This is a genomic window from Haloarcula sp. H-GB4 (assembly GCF_030848575.1).
In the GTDB taxonomy this organism is placed as follows: Archaea; Halobacteriota; Halobacteria; order Halobacteriales; family Haloarculaceae; genus Haloarcula.
The window spans coordinates 1,290,604-1,312,107 of the sequence record NZ_JAVDDX010000001.1 but is presented as its reverse complement, the minus strand read 5'-3'; the positions used below and the strand labels follow the sequence as shown (position 1 = coordinate 1,312,107).

The window sequence follows — 21,504 nt, the reverse complement described above, 5'->3', positions numbered from 1 at the left end:
TGATTTTCACCGCTACTGTCCCCGTGTGACGTGTCCTGTCGATGGACCAGACTGCAGAACTGCACTGTTGAGTGTCCGGCCAACGTGAGGCTCGCCACCGCGCCGCGGGTGATGGCGACGATTGAAAGGACGAACGTCATTTGAGGTACTATATGTATACCAACGCGCTGGCTGTGCTTGCGGAGTGGATCGAATAGGGCATTATCTGTAATGCCGTGTCCCGGCCCTTATTAGACTAGAACCGGCGGTAGCGGACGGTAGCAGCGATAATATGACCTTACTTTGCGATTCGTTCCTGCTAACTAATTACCAGACTATCATCGGCCAACCCATGGGTAAGATTACGGGCCTGTGGCTATCAGCGATGACGCTACTGGCTGTGGTTGCGGTGTCGACGGCCCCGATGTACGGAACGGGTGTCGCGGCGGCGTCCAATCACGAGACAGAGACGGTTGCGGGACCGGACATCGAGGTACAGGACGCCGGATTGATCGACAAGCGGGTCGATACGGGGCAGATGAATACGCCAGAGCCTGAGCTGTGGGTCACGTTCGAGAACACGGGCGACACGGACGGGACAGAAACAATTACTGTCGAGGTCGGCGGGCGAGAAGTGACGGTCATCGGCCCCGAAGAGGTGACCGTCAACGCCGATGGAACGAGGAACGTCACCACGACGTACCTACTCGAAACCAGCGACGGCGGCTATATCGAAAACGGGGAACACGAAGTGACGGTCAACGGTGAACCCGCGGGTACGCTGGTCGTTGGCGAGTCCAACATCACCGTCACGGACCATTCATGGAATACGACGACGGTCAGCGAAGGCGGAGCCGTTGAACTGACGGTCTCCGCAGAGAACACCGGCGCTGTTTCCGGCCAGCGGGATGTTTTCACTTACGTAGACGGAACGTCAGTTGACGCAGTGTCTTTCAACCTCGAACCGGGCGTGTCCGGGACGGACACGTACGTACACACGTTCGAGGAATCCGGGACATTCGAGTTCGGTACCGCCGAGGAAACCCAGACGATCAGCGTAGGCGACCCGCCAAGTATCGAGGTCAGCGAGCGGGGACTCAACAGGTCGACGGTCGACGTGGGTGAGCCCGTCGAGATAACGGCCACCGTCACGAACACCGGCGACCGGGCGGGGACCTTGGCGGTGCCGTTCACGGTCAACGACGACACGTTGGAGGCGCGGGAGGTAACGCTCGACGGCGGCGAGTCCACGACGGTGTCGTACACGCATTCGTTTGACAGTAGCGGAACGTATACCGTCGACGTCGCGGGTGAATCGGCCGGTGATGTCGACGTACTCGAACCGGCCTCGTTTGCGGTTCGGGACGCTCAGTTGAGCACTGACACCGTGGCCGTCGGCGAATCAGTCGATGTGACGGCGACGGTCGTGAACAACGGCGCGGCGGCCGGGACCTTTGAGGCGGAACTCGTTGTCGACGGCAGTACCGTTGACACGCAGTCAGTTGCAGTCGACGGCGATAGCTCTCGGGAAGTGAGCTTCAGTCGCTCGTTCGACGACAGCGGCGAGCGGGAGATTTCGGTTAGCGATACGACCGCTGGGACGCTGACCGTCGAAGCACAGAATGGCGGTGGAGCTGAGCCACCCAATATCCAGATTCAGGACGCCGGGCTCATCGACACCCAGGTCAATACTGACACGGATACGGGCGGCATTGGAACCCGCGAGCCGGAGCTATGGGTGACGGTGGAGAATGCTGGCGGACAGACAGGTACAATTTCTCTGCCTATCGAAGTTGGCGGTACGCAGGTCGGCCAGGAATCGATAACGGTTTCGGCTGGAGAGACAGCCAACGAGACGTACCTCTATCGCCTTGAAGGAGCTGTTGATGAGGGTGACCACGAGGTTACGGTGGGCGGTGTCACTGCCGGCACCCTGACTGTCGGCCAGCCCGATATCCAGATCACCGACGCGAGCTGGAACCGGACGACGGTCACCCGGGGCGACGCGGCAGAACTGACGGTGAGGGCCAGAAACGATGGAACCGTGACCGCAGGCCAGGAGTTCTGGATCGAAACGGGGAATCAAGTCCCCGACGCCGTCTCGTTCGACCTCGCACCGGGTGAATCCGGGACGGACACGTACGTGCGGACGTTCGACGAGCCCGGAACGTACCAGTTCACCGTCGGGAGCGAGACACAGACCGTCACAGTAGAGCAGCCAGCGACGTTCGAGGTATCCGATAGGGCGCTGAACACGACAAGTGTGAGCGAGGGACAGAGCGTCGCGGTGACTGCAACGGTCACGAACACCGGCGACCAGGCCGGCACCTACGAGGTCCCGCTTACGGTTGCTGACGAGCAGACGAGCGCCACGGACCTGCAATTAGGCCCCGGGGAATCGACGACTGTCTCGTTCACGGAGCCGTTCACTGCCGTTGGCACGTACTCCATCGATCTTGATGGGGTGCGGGTCGGGACGGTCCGTGTGTCTGAGACGGCGACGTTCGAAACCACCAGCGTTGACCTGAACAGAACGGATGTCGTCACCGGAGCGCCGATAGCGGTCGCCGCGACCGTCCGGAACGAAGGTGACCAGACCGGGACGGCCGATGTGCGGTTACAGGAAGACGGTACCACGATCGACACGCAATCGGTGACACTCAACGGCGGCGAGGAAGCGACTGTCACGTTCGTCCAGTCATTCAGCGATGCGGGGACGCGAGACATTGCCGTCGACAACCAGTTCGGAGCCCGTGTGACCGTGACTGAGCCGGCGATGTTCGAGATCAGCAACGCGGCAGTCAGTAGCGAGTCCGTGACCCAAGGCGGTGCTGTCGAACTTAGCGCGACCATAACGAACACCGGTGGACAGGCGGGGAACGTCACAGGGAACTTCTCAGTCGCGAATTCGGTCGTGGAGAGCCGAACAGTGACTTTAGATGGCGGTGAGGCGAGAGAAATCACGTACGAACACGTCTTCAACGACAGTGGGAACTACGTCGTCGATATCAATGGCGCGCGAGCGGGCACAGTCACGGTCAAAGAGCCGGCGGCGTTCGACACGACTGCTGTCGAACTGAACCGGACGAGCGCTCGAACAGGCGAGCCCGTTGAGGTGACTGCCACGGTCGTCAACAATGGTGACGAGGAGGGGACCTCCCCAGTTCGCCTGCAGACCAACGACGACATCGTGGACACGAGGAACGTTACGCTCTCGGGCGGTCAACAGACCGAGGTCACCTTCGTTTACGTCTTCGAGAGTGGCGGTGAGTACGATGTGGCGGTCAACAGTGACTCCGGCGGAAACATCTCAGTAACCCAGCCGGCGACGTTCAAGATTCGTGACGCAAAGCTGAGCAGTTCATCCGTTGAAACCGGCGAATCAGTTGACGTGACAGCGACTGTTGCAAATGTCGGCACAGAGAGTGGGAACTACACCGCGGCGCTCACAGAGAGCAACCAGACGCTCAAGTCCAAAAGCCTCGGTCCGATTGCCGGCGGTGAGACAGCAACTGTGTCATTCAGTATCTCCTTCGATGATGAGGGCGATCGGTCGCTCTCTATTGGCAACGCAACCACCGAAACGCTCGCCGTCGAAGCTGAGAGCAGTAGCGGCGGCGGTGGTGGTGGTGGCGGAGGCGGCGGCGGTGGCGGAGGCGGTGGCGGCGGATTCAGTTCCAATGACGACTCAGATGAGACCGACAACGGCGGCGGCGCAGAGGCTCCCTCCATCTCACAGTCACAGATCGACAACGGAGTCACTGTCCAAGTGACTGCCGACGCCGCGAACTCGACGGTCACCCAGTCGCTGAACCGCTCCGGTCCGTCCGAGACCGCGCCGGCGTTTACCCTCTCTGAACTCTCGCTTAACGTGACCAACGAAAGCAATGGGTTCAATGCGACGCTGCTCGGCCCACACGCCACGCCAAACGATATGGCTGCGGTTCAGGAAGATGGCGTGCGCGGATACGTGACCGTCACCTCCGGCGCAAATGCGTCTGCTATCAGCCGGGCGACGTACACCCTACGGCTAAACGAATCGGCGCTTCCGGCCAACGGGTCGATGGACGCTGTCCGGGTGTTCCAGTACCACAACGGGTCTTGGAGTCAGCTACCCAGTACTGTCGATGCGACGAACAGGTCCATTCGGGCGACGGCGTCCAATTTATCAACTATCGCTGTCGTTTCCCCGGCCGCTAATGCGTCCACTCCGAAGGTATCCGACTCTTCGAATACGGATACATCGACTCCGACACCCGCAGAACTCACCGTTGCTGATGCGTCCCTGATGGCTGACTGGGTCAGGTCCGGGTTCAACACGTCGGCGCGGGCGACAGTCGAGAACCCGACCAACGAAACCGTCGAACAGACGCTGACGGTTACTGTTGACGGCGACTCGGTCGCTTCTCGGACGGTCCGGCTTAACGCCGGCGAACAGACTACTGTGACAATAGAGTTCGAGGCTGTCAACGGCGCAGTAGCAGTCAACGGCGTCAGTGCCGGTGACCTGCGTGTCGGCTCGACTACCGCCCAGAGCACGGGTGGGTCCGGGACTGACGAGACTGGTGAAAGCGGTGGCGGCGCAGAGCCAGCCGCCGAAACGGTCGCAGCATCTGGCCCGGGATTCACCGTCCAGCTAGTCGCACTCGCGCTGGCGCTGATCGCCGGTCTTGTCCGCGTCCGTCGTCGGGTGTAGTACCCATGTGGATGGCAGGGCATCCGGCCTCGCTACCTCAGCTGTGCATGAAGGAGGAGCTTACCGAGGATTTGGCAGCTGGGTAACTAATCCTTTACTCGCATACCTCCCTGTATGAGCGAGGCAAAGACACTCTTCACTGCGGTCACTATCGTTTTCGGTACCGCTGCGCTCGCGTCCGCATTCGCCGTCGGTAGCGTGGTTGCGTCCGATGCCGGCTCCCAGAACAGTGTATCGGACGCCGGAGTAGGCACAGTCGAACCTATTTTTCAGACCGACTCCGGGGGACTACTTGGACAGGTGAACGAGACGGATACACCGGAGGGCGGCGAGCAGACTGCGGAGGACCAACAGACGTCAACCGAACAGGCCCAAACTGAATCGGAAGAAACGGAGGGCCCGACTGAAAGCGGCCAGACGGAGGAACCCACGGAGAGTGCAGCGACAGAACCCTCGACTGAGATCGAGGAAACGGAGGAATCGACGGAAACCGAAGAAACGGAGGAGCCGACGCAAACTGAGGACCCCACAGAAAGAGAAAATACCGAGACACAGACTCGGACTGAAGAACCGACCGGCAGTGAAGAGACCGAAGAACCGACGGACGGTGAGGAAACTGAAGAACCAACTGACAGCGTGGAGACCGAGGAACCAACCGACAGCGAGGAGACCGAGGAACCAACCGACAGCAAGGAAACGGAAGAACCGACCGACAGCGAGGAAACGGAAGAGCCGACCGACAGCGAGGAAACGGAAGAACCGACCGACAGCGAGGAGACCGAGGAGCCGACCGACAGTGAAGAGACCGAGGAGCCGACCGACAGTGAAGAGACCGAGGAGCCGACCGACAGTGAAGAGACCGAGGAGCCGACCGACAGTGAAGAGACCGAGGAGCCGACTGAGGGTGAAGGGACTGAACAACCAACCGACAGCGAGGGGACTGAAAACGGGACACAGAACGCAACTGAAACAGATGACAATGTCGGTGCTGCCGACACCGACGACTCAGATGACAACTCCGACGACGACAGCGATACCAATGGTGGTGGTTCGAACGATTCAGGCGGTTCCGACGACTCTGATGACTCCGATAATAGCGACGACTCTCAGTCCGACAGTGGAATTGATGACAATCTCACGGAGTCGGATAGGAATGAAAGTCGGACGCCGACCGAGGGCGTGAACGCAACCACGCAGAACGGAACAGCAGGCGGTGGCGCGCCTCCCGGCAACACGACCGGCATCGGAAACGAAACCGCTGGATTCGGGACGGAAACGGGTACCGATGGAGGCTCCGCTCTCGCGGGGCAGGGAAACGCCGACTTGCAGGTCAGGAAGGCGTCACTGTCGGCTGACTGGGTGCGGTCCGGGTTCAATACGACTGTGCGAACGACAGTAACGAACGCCGGTTCGCGGCCGATTAACGAGACACTGACTGTGACGGTCGACGGCAAACCGGTGGCAACGGACCGAGTGGCACTCGACCCCGAGGAAGAGGCACTCGTCGAGACTGAGTTCGAGGCGGTCGATGGAACCGTTCGAGTCAACGGCGAGACAGCGGGCTCACTCAGAGTAGAGAACCAATCCGTTTCGGTCACTGACGGCGGCGACCGGGAAACGACTGCGGCACAGGGCCCCGGATTCACACTTTCACAGGTGGGCGTCGGTGTCGCGATACTCGTCGTCATCGGCTGGACGCGTCGGAGCGTCCGACGCCAGCGGGGCCGCTGAATCGGGCCCCGGGCGGGTGGTCCGAACTGGTTGTGTGGTGGATTTTTACTCGTACCGTCCGACGAGCAAGTATGGCTCGTAACCTCGCAGTCGTCGGTGCCGGTGGTGCCGGTGCAGCGGCAACGTACGCGCTCCACGACGCGGACGTCGACGTAACAGTGTTCGAGAAGAGCCGCGGCGTCTGCGGGCGCGCCGCGACTCGGCGGCATGGTGACTGTACGTACGAGTACGGGGCGAATTATCTCAAGGCCGACGACGGTCGCGTGACGGAACTGGTCACAGAGTCCCTCCCGACCGAGGGACTCGTCGATATCGAGGAACCGGTCTACGCGTTCGACAGGACCGGCGATATCGACACCGGTCGAGATGCTGACGAACACAAATGGACGTACGAGGCGGGCATTACGCAGGTTGCAAAGCGGCTGTTCAACGAGGCCGACGCCGACGTGGAGAACGGCGTACGGGTCGAGCGTCTGGAGCGACAGCGCGACGGCTGGCGGCTTGAGGACGATGAGGGGGCGGATCTTGGATACTTCGATGCTGCGCTGCTGACACCGCCGGCCCCCCAGACGGCTGACCTGCTGGGACAGTCGCGGTGGGACCACGACGACTGCCGGGAGCTTCGGCAGGAGGTCGCCACGGTCCCTTATCGAACGGTCATCGCCGGCGTGTTGCACTACCCCTTCGAACTCGACGTGCCGTGGTACGCCGCGGTCAACAGTGACAAGGACCACGACATTGGCTGGATCGGCCGCGAAGAGTGCAAAGACGGCCACGTCCCCGACGGCGAGTCCCTGCTGCTGGTCCAGATGAACGAGCCGTGGTCGATTGCGAACTACGACGAACACCCCGACACGCTCATCGACGACATCGCATCGCGGACGGCCCGATTGCTGGACGACGACCGGCTAGCCGACCCCGACTGGACCGACCATCAGCACTGGCGCTACTCTCAGCCCGAAGGCGACGTTGACCACGACTTGCTGTCGTGTGCGGCCGAGCACGACCTGCACTTTGCCGGCGACTGGGTGGCCGGCGAGGGGCGACTCCACGCGGCGCTCCGGAACGGGCTGGAGACGGGCGAGGAAATCGCCGACAGCGGGTAACGGAACGCCTTTGGGTGCCCGCCGACAGCCACCGACATGGACCACAAGCGGGAACTGACGAGCGTCGACCTTGCCGCGCTTGAGGGCGAACTCGCCGGCTACGAGGGCGCGAAGCTCGACAAGGCGTACCTTTACCCCGAGGACGACCTCGTCAGACTGAAGCTCCGGGACTTCGACCGCGGGCGCGTCGAGTTCCTCATCGAGGTCGGTGATGTCAAGCGCGCCCACGTTGCTGACCAGAGCCACGTCCCCGACGCGCCGGGTCGGCCGCCGGATTTCGCGATGATGCTCCGGAACCGACTGTCGGGCGCTGACCTCGTCCGCGTCGAGCAGTTCGAGTTCGACCGCATCATCGAACTGGAGTTCGACCGCGAGGACGCGTCGACGACTATCGTTGCAGAACTGTTCGGCGACGGCAACGTTGCCGTGTTGGACGAATACGGCGAGGTCATCGACTGTCTGGAGACGGTTCGGCTCAAATCCCGCACCGTTGCACCCGGGACGCCCTACGAGTTCCCGTCGGCGCGGTTCAACCCGATGACCGTCGATTACGACGGCTTCGTCGCCCGTATCAAGGAATCCGACGCCGACCTCGTCCGGACGCTGGCGACGCAACTGAACTTCGGCGGTCTCTACGGTGAGGAGCTGTGTACCCGCGCCGGTATTGACTACAACGTCGCCGTCGACGACCTCGAGGAGTCCGACTTCGAGCGGCTGTACGAACTCATCGACGAAATGGGGACGCGCCTGCGTGAGGGGAACGTCGACCCGCGGGTGTACTACGAGACGCTCGATGACGGTGACGGGGCAAGCGGCGGTGAGACCGACGAGGACCCGGACCGGCGGCGCGTCGACGTGACCCCGATTCCGCTGTCGGAGTACGAGGAACTCTACAGCGAATCCTTCACGGAGTTCAACTCCGCGCTGGACGACTACTTCTTCAATTTCCAGCGGGAGGAGGAAGTCGAGGGCGGCGAAACACAGCGCCCGGACTTCGAGGCCGAGATCGAGAAACAGAAACGAATCATCCAGCAGCAGGAACAGGCTATCGAGGACTTCGAGGCCGACGCCGAGGCCGAGCGGGAGAAGGCCGAACTGCTGTACGCCAACTACGACCTCGTCGACGACGTGCTCTCGACGGTTCAGGCCGCCCGCGAGGACGACGTGTCCTGGGACGACATCGAGGCGAAGTTCGACGAGGGAGCCGACCGCGGCATCGCGGCTGCCGAGGCGGTCGTCTCTCTCGACGGGAGCGAGGGGACGGTGACCCTCGACATTGACGGCACGCGGGTCACAGTGGACGCCTTCACCGGCGTCGAGAAGAACGCCGACGAACTGTACAAAGAGGCCAAACGCATCGAGGAAAAGAAGGAGGGCGCGCTCGCCGCTATCGAGAACACCCGTGAGGACCTCGAAGCGGTCAAAGAGCGGCGGGACGAGTGGGAGGCCGACGACGGCGAAGACGAGACCGACGAGGACGAGGGCGAGGACGAACCGACGGACTGGCTCTCGATGCAGTCCATCCCCACCCGGTCGACTGAACGCTGGTACGAGCAGTTCCGCTGGTTCCACACCTCAGACGGCTTCCTCGTCATCGGCGGTCGGGACGCAGATGACAACGAGGAACTCGTCCAGAAGTATCTGGAGGGCGGTGACAAGTTCTTCCACGCCCAGGCTCACGGTGGCCCGGTCACGGTACTCAAAGCGACCGGCCCCAGCGAGCCGTCCAAGGAGGTGGAGTTCCCGCAGTCGTCACTGGACCAGGCCGCGAAGTTCGCGGTTTCGTATTCCTCGGTCTGGAAAGACGGGAAGTTCGCCGGCGACGTGTACATGGTCGACCCCGATCAGGTGTCGAAGACGCCGGAAAGCGGCGAGTACCTGGAGAAGGGCGGCTTCGCCGTCCGCGGCGACCGGACGTACTTTGAGGGCACGCCGGCCGGCGTCGCCGTCGGCATCACCTGCGACGACGAGACGCGAGTCATCGGCGGCCCACCCGCGGCTATCGAGGGACAGGCCGCGACCAGCATCACCGTCGAACCGGGACAGTTCGCGCAGAACGACATCGCCAAGCGCCTGTACCGGGAGTTCAGGTCCCGCTTCGCCGACGAGTCGTTCGTCCGTAAGGTCGCCAGCCCGGACCAGATACAGGAGTTCTTGCCGCCTGGCGGTAGTCGAATGACTGAGGACTGACCATGTCGGGTCAGAGGGAACACCGCGCCGGAGGTGGCTGGCTGCATGAGTGACCTCGGAAAAATCGACCGCGAACTGTTCGATAGCGTCATCTATCCGGAACTGGGTGCGGACCGAGAGGATGTGACGCTGGGGCCGACCCACGGCATTGACTTCGGCGTCATCGACGTGGGCGGCGACGCCCTCGTTACAGCTACTGACCCGCTGTCAGTTCTCCCCGATCTGGGGTTCGAGCGGGCCGGTCGGTTTGCACTCGATGTAGTACTGGCCGACGTTGCCGTCTCCGGCATCCCACCAACCCATCTTTCCGTGACGTTCACGCTACCGCCGGAGATGACCGATGACGAACTGGCGGCGATGTGGCACGGCTTCGCCGGACGGGCTGAAGAAGTCGGTGTGAGTGTCGTCACCGGCCACACCGCCCGGTATTCGGGCGTTGACTACTCCTGGGTCGGCGGCGCAACGGTGCTTGGCGTCGGGTCCCACGGGGACATCGTCCGGCCGGACGGCGCACGACCGGGCGACAAACTGGTCGTCGGGACCGGCCCCGGTGCGGAGGTCACGGGCCTGTTTTCGACTCTCTTCCCGGCGCAGATCGGGCTGTCGCCCGACCGAATCGCCACCGCACAGGAACGGCTGGCCGACACCGCTCTCGTCGAGGATGCCATGGCCGCGACGAACGCCGGAAACGTGACGGCGATGCACGACGCGACCGAGGGCGGCATCACCGGTGCGCTCATCGAGATGGCTGACGGCGCGGGCGTCCGGTTCGACGTGGACAGCGACGCAATGCCGGTCGCCGACGGCGTCACGGATCTCTGTAACGCGCTCGACATCGATCCCTGGCACGTCAGTAGTTGCGGGACGCTGCTGGCCGCTGTCGACCCTGCGGACGCCAATAGCGTCGTCGACGCGCTTCGGGGCTGTGGGACGCCCGCGGCCGTCGTCGGCGAGGTGACCGACGGTTCAGGACTGTACGTCGATGGCACTCGGCAGTCACACCCTGGAGCAGACCCCTCGTGGGAGGCGTTTGCGCGGTTGCAGGCGGCCGGCGATGGCAACGCTGAACAGCAGTGACGCTGAGAGCTGTCCGGCTACACCTGACAGCACGGCACACGTACTGCTACATATACTGCCGTGCGAGATATGCCCGCCACTGACGCCGGCGATGAGACGCCCGCGACAGGCTCGGTTGCCTGATCGACACAGTACGCCGATTCCGCATTTTGCGTCCCGGCGAATCGAATGGCAGAACACTTGTGTCCATGAAGCGGACGCTTCAGTATGCAAATACAGAGTCAGGAGACCACCGCGGAAGGGGCAGAACGCATCGAGGTGGTCCCCGAGACCCTTGACGACCTCTGGCATCTCTCGTATGTCATCGAGCCGGGGGACCTCGTCTCCGGCGACACGACGCGGCGCATCCAGCGCAACGACGATAATCTCCGGGACAAAGGCGGCGAGCGCGAGCCGATGTGGATTCAGATCGAAGTCACCGACGTGGAGTTCGCGAAGTTCGCCAACCGCCTCCGTGTCGGCGGTGAAATCGTCGACTGCTCCCGCGAGGACCAGCTGGGCTTTCACCACACGCTCAACGTCGAGGAACACACCGAACTCACCGTCGAGAAACACCTCAAGCCCGACCAGGCCGACCGGCTTGAAGAGGCCGTCGAGGCGACGGAGAACCCCGACGTGGCGATTGCGACCGTGGAGGAAGGCGAAGCACACGTCCACACAGTCGCCCAGTACGGCACGGAAGAGCGGGCGACCATCACCTCGACGACCGGGAAAGGGGAGTACGCCCGCCCACGAAAGGAACTGTTTGACGAACTGGCGTCGGTCCTCAAACGTCAGGACGTGGACGCCTACATCCTCGCCGGCCCCGGCTTCACCAAGCAGGACGCACTGGATCACTTTCAGGACGAGATTCCCGACATTGCCGAACAGATTACCGTCGTAGACACGTCTGCCGTCGGCGACCGTGGCGTTCACGAAGTACTCAAACGCGGCGCTGTCGAGGACGTCCAGCAGCAGACCCGCATCGCCGAAGAGGCGGACTACATCGACGAACTGATGGAGCGCATCGGCTCAGGATCGGAGGTGGCTTACGGCCCGGAGGAAGTCGCAAAAGCGGCCGACTACGGCGCTATCGAGACGTTGCTCGTGCTCGATGAGCGCCTCCGACTGGAGCGGGCTGGCGAGGGCGACTGGGACATCGATGTTGACCAGATCATCGAAACGACAGAACAAAAAGGCGGTGACGTAACCGTCTTTTCCGCGGAGTTTGCGCCCGGACAGCAACTCTCGAATCTGGGCGGTGTCGCGGCGCTGCTGCGCTACCGACTCGACTGAGGCCGCGTACCCACGACATATGTCTGCCATTTTTCACTCCGCCGGTGAGTCCCCCGAAACCGTTTTTTGCCCCGCTCTCCATTGGTACATAGTTCCAATGTCTGCGAGGAGTGGGTGATATGTCGTTCGAAGAACAACAGGATTTTGCTAGACAGGTCGCTGACCTGAACAAATACGGTCAGGCGCTCAATCGGTGCGAGTCCGTCGACGAAGTCGTCTCGCTCACGCTCGAAGCGATGTCGCTGCTGTTCGAGTTCTCTTACTCTACGTTCGTCGAGGTTCGTGACGACGAGCTCCGCGTCGTCCACAGTACAAACCCGAATCTCGTCCAGGGCGAGCCACCGAGTGACCTCGCTCGACGGGCGCAGGAGGCTGGCGAGACGCTGGTCGAACAGGGGTCTGATGCCGCTGTCGCTGCCGACTCGGATGTGACGGGTGCGCTGGCTGTCCCCGCTCGGATGGGTAATGAGGTGACTGCTGTGCTGGTCACTCGGTCACAGACCGTCGAGGAGTTCGGGGACGAATACATCAGACCGATGGAGATTCTTGCCACTCACGCCGCGACGGCCATCTCTAACATCCGTTCCCGTGAACGGCTAGAACGGGCACACCGGGACCTCGAACGGCGAAAGGAGATGATCGAGATGTACGACCGACTGCTCCGACACGACCTGGGCAACGACCTGCAGGTCATCGCCGGGTTCGCCGATGTCGTCGCTGGACAGGTCGACGGCCAGACCGAGGAGTACGCCGGCAAGATCCAGCGCGCGGCCGAAAGCGCCGCCGACCTCATCCAGCGCGTCGGCGACCTTGTCTCGACGCTGGAAGCACAGGACAATCCAGAGCCACAGGATCTTGAATCAGTCCTCGGGGACACGGTGCGTGATGTCAGAGACAACTACGGGTCACTGACGATTGATTTTGTGTCGTCAGACTTCGAGTATCAGGTGTACGGCGGTGACTTGCTTGACTCGGTGTTCACGAACATTATGTCCAACGCGGCGGTCCACAACGAGGGCGAAGTCCATATGCGAGTGTACCCGGCGGAAGTCAGTCCCGACGAAGTTACGGTCTGCTTCGCTGATGACGGGAATGGTGTCTCGCCGGACCTGCGTGCTGATATCTTCGAGATGGGGGTCAAGGGCCAGGAGAGTTCAGGCACCGGCTTTGGCCTCGGATTCGTCCGGGCGCTGACTGAATCCTACGGCGGCAGCGTCAGCGTGGGCGAAAGCGACGCTGGCGGGGCCGAGTTCCGCGTCACGCTCGAACGCGTCTAGCTGACTGTTATCGTTAGGCTGTCCTCGGCGAACTGCACGTCGCCATCGTAGCTGTCTGCTATCGACTCGAGCATCTCCTCGTGTCGTCCCTCTGTGTGTGGGTACAGGTGGGTGAGATACACGCGGCCGACCTCGGCGTCGGCATCGCGGAGCGTCTGACCGAGGGTCTTCGGCGTTGGGTGGTTCGACACGTCCACGTCGTCCGGGAACGAGCAGTCGTGAACGAGTACGGCCGACCCATCGGCGAACTCGATGAGGTCTGTGAACGCTTCGGAGTCAGCACCGAGCGTTATTGCTGGCCCGTCACCGACAGAAAGCCGGTAGGCGAAACACTGCATCGAGTGGCGCGTCTCGCAGGTGTCGCCGCGGAACCCAGACAGTTCGAACGGTCCGCCATCGAGGTCCCTGACCGTCAGGTCCAGCCGGTCCTGCATATAGTCGTGTGTCTCGAGCAGGTCACGAACCAGGTCGCTCGTCCCCGGCGGGCCAGCGATCGTGAGGTCCGTCTCACCGGCCAGCCAGCGGGCCTTCATCAGCACGTCGAGATCGGAAACGTGGTCCAGATGATGATGGGTCAGCAGGACGGTGTCGACACCTTCGTACCCCGTGTCTGTCTGGGCCAGCGAGTGCAACACGCCGCTACCACAGTCGACAAGCAGGCGGTTCCCACCGCGTTCCAGTAGATAGCCGGTCTGCATTCGAGAGCCGGTGGGCATGGCGCTGCCGGTGCCGAGAAACGTGAGACGCATACCGGACGACAGCGAGCGAACGGACAAAGGGTTGGTGTCTGGGGGCACACGTCGGCAGGGGAACCACCAGGGAGCGTCAGCGGAGTGAGGGCGGTGGCCGTCGGCGGGGACGGGGTCAGGGCGGCCGTGTGGGAAGGTCACCCGTCGACGGCGCAATTCATGCTTCGGCCGGGGATAGCAAAAGCGCACCTGTGGCTCAAAACGCGTTTTTACCGAACCGGACCCACGCCGAGACCGCAAAACGGAGCGGGAAGCACTTGTACGGCCGCACCGAGTGACGAGTATGAAGAAATCACTTGACGAACACGCTGAGCGATTCTCCGACCACGCCGACGCGTACGATGAAGAACAGGATTCGGCGGCGTATCGCGCCTGCGTCGATTTCGTCGTTGACCACGCGGCCCCCGAGAGTGATGACGTAGTGCTCGACCTCGGCACGGGTACCGGAGCGATTGCGTTCGCGCTCGCGTCCGATGCACGGGAGGTTATCGGCCGCGATATCAGCGACGGAATGCTGGAGAAAGCCCAAGAGAAAGCGAAAGAACGCGGCGTGGAGAACGTTTCTTTCGGCGACGGTCGCTTCCGCGCTCCGAACGTCGACCGCCCAGTGAACATCGTCACATCGAATTTCGCCATGCACCACCTCGGTGACGACGAGAAACGCGAGGCGATCGACACTATCGCCGACCTGGGGCCGCGGCGCATTGTCCTCGGGGACGTGATGCTGTTCGGCGACGACGATCCCGACGCACCGTTTTACAGCCCCGAAGTCGACGACCCGGCGACGGTCGGCGTCCTCGCCGATGCCTTCACCGATGCCGGCTACGCGCTGACAGCTGTCGAGATGGTTACCGAGCAGGCCGGCGTGCTGGTCGCCGAACAGGTCGACTCGGATTAAAGCGACTGGATAGGGAGACCGATTTAGCGGTAGTTTCTGTACGCCCAGAACGAGACGTATAGCGTCAGGACCAGCAGCCCACCGAGGAAGAAGGCCACGCCGGGTTCGATATGGAAGCCGCCACTGGCCGCGGCGTCGGTCGTTAGTTGCCGTGCCTCCTCGGTCATTGCTGCGACCGGGGTGTCAGCCTCTGGAGCCGGAGTGCTTCTCGGGGCCTGCGTGGCCTCTGGTGTCTCCGTCGCCTCGGCTATCTGGAACCCACCGTCGTCCGACGCCGTCGAGGTCGGTGTGGATTCGGCCGTCGAGGCTGTCCGGTTCGCCGTGTCCAGACTCTCAACGTCTCCGCCGCCCTGCGCACCGTCACCGGCGGTTCCCGCATCGCCGCCGGCCCCCGAACTCCCGAACTGGATCGGGAACTGCCCGAGCAGGAGTTGCAGCATGACGCTGGCCGCGGTGAGGATACCGATAACGGGCAGGACGCGGCGGATGAGCGACCGGAGCGACCGCTTGCGCTCCTGTGTGCCGACGAACAACACCAGCGGGTCTTCGGGAGGCTCGTACACCTTCATCTCCTGGCCTTTCTCAGAGTATTGGATCCCGGCGACAGCGATGAGTTCCTCGTCTTCTAGTTTCTCCAGATGATAGGAGACCTTCTGTATCGACATATCGAGCCGGTCGGCTAGTTCAGAGGGCGTCCCCGGCTCTTCGTACACCGTGTTGAGTATTTCTCTGGCCGTTTCCGAGGAGAGGGCATCGAGTACGGCTGAGACATCTTCGTCGACCCCGACGACCTGTAGCTCCCCGTCCTGTGAGGTGCTTGTGTCGGGACCGCGGGAGGGCAGCAACGACATATATTGCGTTCACTGCCGCCCAGCGTAATGAATCTCGTGGAACCTCACGGGAATATTTGAGTCTAAACAGTCACTCCAGCCGTTCGGTCACCGACGCGATCGCGTCCGACGAGAGCGAGTCTCGGGGCGGTCGAACCGTCGCGTGGTCGATGATACCGCGGTCGGCGAGCAACGCCTTCACCGTGGGCGCGAAGCCGAACTCGGCACACGCGTCCGAGAGCGGTGAGAGGACATCCCGCTGGACTGTTCTGGCCTGTGCAACGTCGCCGCTTGCGACGGCAGTACCCGCCTGCTCCAGTTCGTCGAACAATAGGTGCGAGAGCGCGCTGATGCCACCGTCGCCGCCAAGCACCAGCGACGGGACGAACAGGCCGTCGTGGCCCTGGTAGACGGTGAAGTCCTCAGAGGTCTGATTCATGACCGCGGTGACGTACGGAAGGTCGCCCGAGGAGTCCTTGAGTCCCGCGACGGCGTCGGACTGGGCAAGCGCGGCGACCGTCTCGACGGACAATTTCTGCCCGACTGCTCCGGGGATGTTGTAGAGGTAGACGGGCAGCGGCGCGTCGGCCAGCACCGCGTCGAAGAACGCCTCGTTGCCTGCTCCGCTCGCCTGCCCGCCGTAGTACGACGGTACGACTAGCGTGCTGTCCGCGCCCTGTTCGGCGGCGAACGCCATCCGCTCGTGGACCGTCGGCACGTCGGTAGCGGCCGTCCCGACAATAACGCGGCAGTCGTCGGGCGCTGTCTCTGTTGTGCTTCGGACGACGGTCCGGTACTCCCGTGGCGACAAGGTTTCGAACTCACCAGTCGTCCCGCAGGGAACGATGCCGTCGACGCCCGCCGCCGAGACGTGCCGGACCAGCGATTCCAGACTGGTAACGTCGAGTTCGCCGTCGGCGTCGAACGGCGTCACCAGCGGCGTCAGTACGTCGAAGGAGTCAGCCATGCCCCAGGCCAGACGCGGCGGTCGCTTAGGCGTTTTCCCCATCGATATGGCGGAACCCACTTGCCACGGCAGTCCTACTGGTCGATAAGAGCCGACAATGGGAGGACGCGAGCGTCTCGCAGCGACGGACCCGGAGTTCGACCCGGAGGCGGTCGACATTGACGACGCCGAGGTGCTTGACCGCCTCGCGCCCGTCGTTCAGGAGTGGTGGGTCGAGCAGTTCGGTGAGTTCGTCCCCGGTAACGGCGGCTTCTTCACCCCGCCACAGAAGGAGGCCATCCCGCTCATCCACGAGCGCGAGAACGCCCTCATCTGTGCGCCGACGGGGAGCGGCAAGACCCTCGCATCTTTTACCGGCATCATCAACGAACTGTTCGGGAAAGCTCGCGAGGACGAACTGGAGAACTCCGTCTACTGTTTGTACGTTTCGCCGCTGAAGTCGCTGGCAAATGACATCCATCGGAACCTCGGACAGCCGCTGGACGGTATCACGGCCAAACTCGACGAGTGCGGCGAGGACGTGGAAATCCGCCATGCGATCCGCCACGGGGATACCAGCGACAGCGAGCGGCAGGCGATGCTCGAAACGACGCCCCACATCCTCAACACGACGCCGGAAACCCTCGCAATTCTCCTGAACTCGCCGAAGTTCAAACAGAAACTCGAAACCATCGAGTACGTCATCGTCGACGAGATCCACAGCCTCGCCGAGAACAAGCGCGGCACGCACCTCTCAGTATCGCTGGAGCGTCTAGAGGAGATGGTCGAGGAACCGCCGACGCGCATCGGCTGTTCGGCGACCGTCGAGCCGCTCGACACCGTCGCGGAGTTCCTGGTCGGCCGTGAGGACCCCGGCGGCGACCCCCGTGACTACGAGATCGTCGACACGCGGTTCGCCCGCGACTTCGATATGGAGCTGTCCTGTCCGGCCGACGACCTCATCAACACGCCCCGTGACATCATTACCGAGCGGTTCTACACCCAGCTCCACGACCACATCCATTCCCACACCAACACGCTCGTGTTCACGAACACGCGCTCGGGGGCCGAACGCGTCCTGCACAACCTCCGCGAGAAGTTCGACGAGTACGACGAATCTAACTCCGGCTGTCACCACGGCTCGCTCTCGAAAGAGAAGCGCCGCGACATCGAGGAGTCGCTGAAGGCGGGGTCACTCGACGTAGTGACAACCTCGACCAGCCTGGAACTGGGTATCGACATGCCCCACATCGACCTCGTCGTACAGGTCGGGTCGCCCAAATCCGTCGCCGCGTTGCTCCAGCGCATCGGCCGTGCCGGCCACCAGCTCGGCGAGACTGTCGAGGGCCGTGTCATCGCGCTCGACCGTGACGAACTCGTAGAGTGTGCGGTGATGCTTGAAAAGGCCGAACGGGGCTTCGTCGACCGTGTGTTCATCCCCGAGAACGCACAGGACGTGGCGACCCAGCAGATATACGGCATGGCCATCAATGACGTTCGCCCCGAGGCGACATTCAAAAGCGTCCTCCGGCGAGCTTACCCGTATCGGGACTACGATGACGGGGACTGGGAACAGCTGATGCGGTATATGACCGCCGACTACCCGGGGATGGAGGATAAGAACGTTTACGCCAAAATCTGGCGGGACACGAACGACGCGCCCGACGGCGAGCACCACTACGAGGAGTACGACGTGGGTGAGCACCTCATCGGCAAACGCGGTCGGCTCGCGCGGGTCATCTACATGACCAACATCGGAACGATTCCGGACTCGTTTACTTGCGACGTGGTCACCCGGAGCGACGACAGCTGGGTCGGCCAACTGGACGAGTCATATCTGGACACGCTGGAGAAAGGCGACGTGTTCGTGCTGGGCGGAAACAACTTCGAGTACCGCTATCGCCGCGGGTCGAAGGTGTACGTCGACCGGACCGCCGCCCGCCCGACGGTCCCCTCGTGGTTTTCCGAGCGCCTCCCCCTTTCATACGACCTCGGACGCGAGATACTCGACTTTCAGGGGCAACTGCTGGACCGGCTTGGCGATGGGGGGATGTCGGAAGTCAGGAACTGGCTCCGGACGTTCCCCGTCGACGAGAACAGCGTCCGGGCCATCGCGCGGATGTTCCGAGAACAGGTGGCCTACGCCGGCCCGGACAGCGTGGCCACGACTGACCGCCTCGTCATCGAGGAAACGCTTGACCACGATGAGTACGAACGCCACTACCACGTCCACTCGAACTACGGCCGGCGGTTCAACGATGGCTTCTCACGGCTGCTGGCCTACCACATCGCTCGGGCGGCCAGCGCAAACGTTCAGGTCGCCGTCGCCGACAACGGCTTCACGCTCTCGATGCCGCTGAACCGGAAGGTGGATATCGCGCGAATCGTCCGCGATTTGGACCCAGCAACGGCTCGCGAGGACCTCCGGGCCAGCCTCGACGGGACAGACCTCCTCCAGCGGTACTTCCGCATCAACGCTACGCGGTCGCTGATGATACTCAAACGCTACAAGGGCTACGAGAAATCGGCCAGCGAGCAGCAAGTCTCCTCGGAGATGCTGCTCGGGTTCGCTGAGGACCTCGGTGACTTCGCCGTCGTCGAGGAGACCTACCGGGAGATATTGGAGGATAAGCTCAACGTCGACGGCATCGAGACCGTCCTGCGTGCGATGCAGGACGGCGACGTGGACGTGGTTCGGACCCGCGTCGACTCGCCGTCGCCGCGGGCTTTCGGTCTCGCGACGCTGATGGCCAGCGACGTTGTGCTCGCCGATGACGAGTCGGCCGTCCTGCAGGAGTTCCACCAGCGAGTCCTGAACGAAATAGAGGACGGGGATGCCGATGACAGCACCGTCGCCACTGACGACTGAGCGGCTGGCACTGTTCGACACGAGTGCCTGTCTCCCGTCCGCTGTACTGCCGGCGAGCAAGCAGTAAAGGCCACGGGGCACAAAGGCGTGTTCTGCAATGCCACATCACACACACGGGAGCGACGACGACGCACACGATCATGAAGAGCCGGAGGCCGGCCACGTTCACGAATCGGTCGACGACGGCGTCGACGCGAGGGACGACTGGGCGCGTCGACGGCGCAAGGGCATCCCGACCGACAAGCAACTGCTGGTCGTCGCGTGTATGGACGAGCGAATCCCTGTTGAGGATGCGCTCGGGCTCTCGCTGGGCGACGCACAGATATACCGAAACGCCGGCGGGAAAGTAACAGACGACGTAATTCGCTCAGCGGCGCTGACAACACAGTATTTCGATACGACGGAAATCATCGTCGTCAACCACACCGACTGTGGAATGATGAGCGCGTCCGACGAGGATATCGTTGCAGGGTTCGAGTCCGCAGTCGATGGTAACCTCGATGATATCGATCTGGACCCGGCACTGCCGGAGCTAGATATCGGTGACGCGTCAATCGCGGAGTGGGTCCGGATGACCGACGACATCGACGCGGCCTGTGCGGCACAGGTCGAATACCTCGAAAACCACGAGCTGATTCCCGACGACGTCACGGTGACAGGCTACGTCTACGAGGTCGAGAGCGGCCACCTCCGTCGGCCCGGCGAGCGGGTCGCCGAACAGGTCAACGAGCGCGTGTAGTCCGCTACGGTCATCATCGGGTGACCTGAGACGGGACGGAACAGTATCGGGGCAAACGTGCTGTCCTCGGCTGTCTACTGCTCGGCAACGACCGGGCAGTTGACCATCGCCGCGCCGGAGGCCAGGATGTCGGCGTCTTGGGCCGAGTCGAGGTCCGAAACGCTGTCAAAGTCCGCGTTGTCGAAGATGTTGACCAGCCACAGCGGCGAGTAGCCGTCGTCACCCGGCACTGTCGCGGTGACGTTGTGCGTCTGGTCGCTCCCCTCTTCGGAGAGGAACCCGGACGGCGGGCCCCCGCCCTCCTCGTCGGGGTTAGCGTTGAAGCTCACGTAAATCGGGGAGACCGGGACAGTACCGTCGGACGACGATAGCGACGCCTCACCGAACAGGAAGTACGGAACTACTTCGCCGTCGTACCAGCCCTCGACCAAGTCGGCCGAACTGCTGTCGACACTGTGTCGTAGCTCCGCGGTTGACCCGTCGGGAACCACCGGGCAGTTCTTGATCGTCTCCGTCGGCTCGATGTCGTAACCCGCCTCCTGAATATGAGAGACGCTGGTCGCCGTGTTCGCTTCGTAGCTGTCGGGCACTGTCACTTTGTGGACTTGCCAGAAATCGTTGTACCCCTCGTCGCCGGGCACCACGTCGATGATGTTGAGTTGGTCCTCGACCGGGTCACCGTTTTCGTAAAACAGCGCGTAAATCGGGGCCGCCTCGGTCGGCTGGACGTCGAAATCGTAGTACTCGATAACGGTTCCGTCAGGCCCGTATCCCTGTGTCAGGAACTGCTCGTCGAAGTCGATCGGCTCGTCGGCGTCCGGAAGCGCGTCGTTTGCGCTGCGCTGGTGGAGCATCCCGGCGGCGTCGCTGAATCGGTCGACCGACGCCATCGGGGCATCGCTGGGATCAGTGGGGCCCATATCGCCGTCCATCGATCCTTCGGTCATCTCTTCCCCCTCATCCATTGCGTCGCCGTCCGTCATCTCACTCTCGGTCATCCCACCTTCGGTCATCTCGCCCTCCGTCATTTCACTGTCTGTCCCGCCACCGCCGTCACCGTCGCTGCCACTACACCCTGCGAGTGCGAGTACAGTCCCGGTGCTTGCAAGCGTCGTGAGGAATCTGCGTCGAGTGTCTGCCAT

14 protein-coding genes are annotated in these 21,504 nt (G+C 62.7%); 10 read left to right on the top strand and 4 right to left on the bottom strand.

The genetic code is table 11. The features are described from left to right. The first annotated feature begins 331 nt into the window (after positions 1-331). The 7 genes from RBH20_RS06820 (at position 332) to RBH20_RS06790 (ending at position 13,331) form a co-directional block, all read left to right on the top strand. The gene (locus RBH20_RS06820; protein ID WP_373567951.1) at positions 332-4,675 is read left to right on the top strand and encodes a beta strand repeat-containing protein; all 4,344 of its coding nucleotides are present in this window, start codon (positions 332-334) and stop codon (positions 4,673-4,675) included. 114 nt (positions 4,676-4,789) lie between these two features. Continuing rightward, a complete protein-coding gene (locus RBH20_RS06815) occupies positions 4,790-6,406 on the top strand; it encodes a hypothetical protein (RefSeq protein WP_306706812.1) in 1,617 nt (538 codons plus the stop codon). 71 nt (positions 6,407-6,477) lie between these two features. Beyond that, positions 6,478-7,512: an NAD(P)/FAD-dependent oxidoreductase gene (locus RBH20_RS06810; protein WP_306706810.1), complete on the top strand. Its 1,035-nt coding sequence runs from the start codon at positions 6,478-6,480 to the stop codon at positions 7,510-7,512. Between the two features lie 36 nt (positions 7,513-7,548). Next, a complete protein-coding gene (gene rqcH, locus RBH20_RS06805) occupies positions 7,549-9,702 on the top strand; it encodes a ribosome rescue protein RqcH (protein ID WP_306706808.1) in 2,154 nt (717 codons plus the stop codon). A 45-nt stretch (positions 9,703-9,747) separates the two neighbouring features. Next, the gene (locus RBH20_RS06800) at positions 9,748-10,779 is read left to right on the top strand and encodes an AIR synthase family protein (RefSeq protein ID WP_306706806.1); all 1,032 of its coding nucleotides are present in this window, start codon (positions 9,748-9,750) and stop codon (positions 10,777-10,779) included. 207 nt (positions 10,780-10,986) lie between these two features. After that, complete coding sequence (locus RBH20_RS06795; protein WP_058995733.1) at positions 10,987-12,054, top strand: mRNA surveillance protein pelota; 1,068 nt, start codon at positions 10,987-10,989, stop codon at positions 12,052-12,054. Positions 12,055-12,173: 119 nt separating this feature from the next. Further along, positions 12,174-13,331, top strand: coding sequence for an ATP-binding protein (locus RBH20_RS06790; protein WP_306706803.1), 1,158 nt, complete (start codon positions 12,174-12,176; stop codon positions 13,329-13,331). Here the strand turns inward: RBH20_RS06790 and RBH20_RS06785 are convergent. Then, positions 13,328-14,080, bottom strand: a complete 753-nt coding sequence (locus RBH20_RS06785; RefSeq protein ID WP_306706801.1) for an MBL fold metallo-hydrolase — start codon at positions 14,078-14,080, stop codon at positions 13,328-13,330. The genes RBH20_RS06790 and RBH20_RS06785 overlap by 4 nt on opposite strands. A 283-nt stretch (positions 14,081-14,363) precedes the next feature. On the opposite strand from RBH20_RS06785, the gene RBH20_RS06780 reads away from it, so the two are divergent. Further along, entirely contained in the window at positions 14,364-14,978 is a 615-nt protein-coding gene (locus tag RBH20_RS06780; RefSeq protein WP_306706799.1) for a class I SAM-dependent methyltransferase, read from the top strand. Positions 14,979-15,001: 23 nt separating this feature from the next. Here the strand turns inward: RBH20_RS06780 and RBH20_RS06775 are convergent, their stop codons facing one another. Together RBH20_RS06775 and RBH20_RS06770 are read right to left on the bottom strand one after the other, a co-directional pair. Further along, the gene (locus tag RBH20_RS06775; RefSeq protein ID WP_306706797.1) at positions 15,002-15,829 is read right to left on the bottom strand and encodes a winged helix-turn-helix domain-containing protein; all 828 of its coding nucleotides are present in this window, start codon (positions 15,827-15,829) and stop codon (positions 15,002-15,004) included. Between the two features lie 70 nt (positions 15,830-15,899). Further along, entirely contained in the window at positions 15,900-16,775 is an 876-nt protein-coding gene (locus tag RBH20_RS06770; RefSeq protein WP_306706795.1) for a dihydrodipicolinate synthase family protein, read from the bottom strand. 97 nt (positions 16,776-16,872) lie between these two features. Here RBH20_RS06770 and RBH20_RS06765 point away from each other — a divergent pair, with 97 nt between their 5' ends. Further along, positions 16,873-19,623: an ATP-dependent helicase gene (locus RBH20_RS06765; protein WP_306706792.1), complete on the top strand. Its 2,751-nt coding sequence runs from the start codon at positions 16,873-16,875 to the stop codon at positions 19,621-19,623. 97 nt (positions 19,624-19,720) lie between these two features. Then, on the top strand, positions 19,721-20,362 hold the full coding sequence (locus tag RBH20_RS06760; protein WP_306706791.1) for a carbonic anhydrase: 642 nt from the start codon (positions 19,721-19,723) through the stop codon (positions 20,360-20,362). A gap of 74 nt (positions 20,363-20,436) precedes the next feature. Here the strand turns inward: RBH20_RS06760 and RBH20_RS06755 are convergent, their stop codons facing one another. Then, positions 20,437-21,504 (bottom strand): hypothetical protein, encoded by a 1,068-nt coding sequence (locus RBH20_RS06755; RefSeq protein WP_306706789.1) that lies wholly within the window; start codon positions 21,502-21,504, stop codon positions 20,437-20,439.

Coding starts and splice junctions, on each gene's coding strand:
- RBH20_RS06795 (WP_058995733.1), top strand. CDS start 10,987: ATGCAAATACAGAGTCAGGAGACCACCGCGGAAGGGGCAGAACGCATC.
- RBH20_RS06810 (WP_306706810.1), top strand. CDS start 6,478: ATGGCTCGTAACCTCGCAGTCGTCGGTGCCGGTGGTGCCGGTGCAGCG.
- RBH20_RS06755 (WP_306706789.1), bottom strand. CDS start 21,504: ATGGCAGACACTCGACGCAGATTCCTCACGACGCTTGCAAGCACCGGG.
- RBH20_RS06760 (WP_306706791.1), top strand. CDS start 19,721: ATGCCACATCACACACACGGGAGCGACGACGACGCACACGATCATGAA.
- RBH20_RS06775 (WP_306706797.1), bottom strand. CDS start 15,829: ATGTCGTTGCTGCCCTCCCGCGGTCCCGACACAAGCACCTCACAGGAC.
- RBH20_RS06815 (WP_306706812.1), top strand. CDS start 4,790: ATGAGCGAGGCAAAGACACTCTTCACTGCGGTCACTATCGTTTTCGGT.
- RBH20_RS06790 (WP_306706803.1), top strand. CDS start 12,174: ATGTCGTTCGAAGAACAACAGGATTTTGCTAGACAGGTCGCTGACCTG.
- RBH20_RS06770 (WP_306706795.1), bottom strand. CDS start 16,775: ATGGCTGACTCCTTCGACGTACTGACGCCGCTGGTGACGCCGTTCGAC.
- RBH20_RS06820 (WP_373567951.1), top strand. CDS start 332: ATGGGTAAGATTACGGGCCTGTGGCTATCAGCGATGACGCTACTGGCT.
- RBH20_RS06765 (WP_306706792.1), top strand. CDS start 16,873: ATGGGAGGACGCGAGCGTCTCGCAGCGACGGACCCGGAGTTCGACCCG.
- RBH20_RS06785 (WP_306706801.1), bottom strand. CDS start 14,080: ATGCGTCTCACGTTTCTCGGCACCGGCAGCGCCATGCCCACCGGCTCT.
- rqcH (WP_306706808.1), top strand. CDS start 7,549: ATGGACCACAAGCGGGAACTGACGAGCGTCGACCTTGCCGCGCTTGAG.
- RBH20_RS06780 (WP_306706799.1), top strand. CDS start 14,364: ATGAAGAAATCACTTGACGAACACGCTGAGCGATTCTCCGACCACGCC.
- RBH20_RS06800 (WP_306706806.1), top strand. CDS start 9,748: ATGAGTGACCTCGGAAAAATCGACCGCGAACTGTTCGATAGCGTCATC.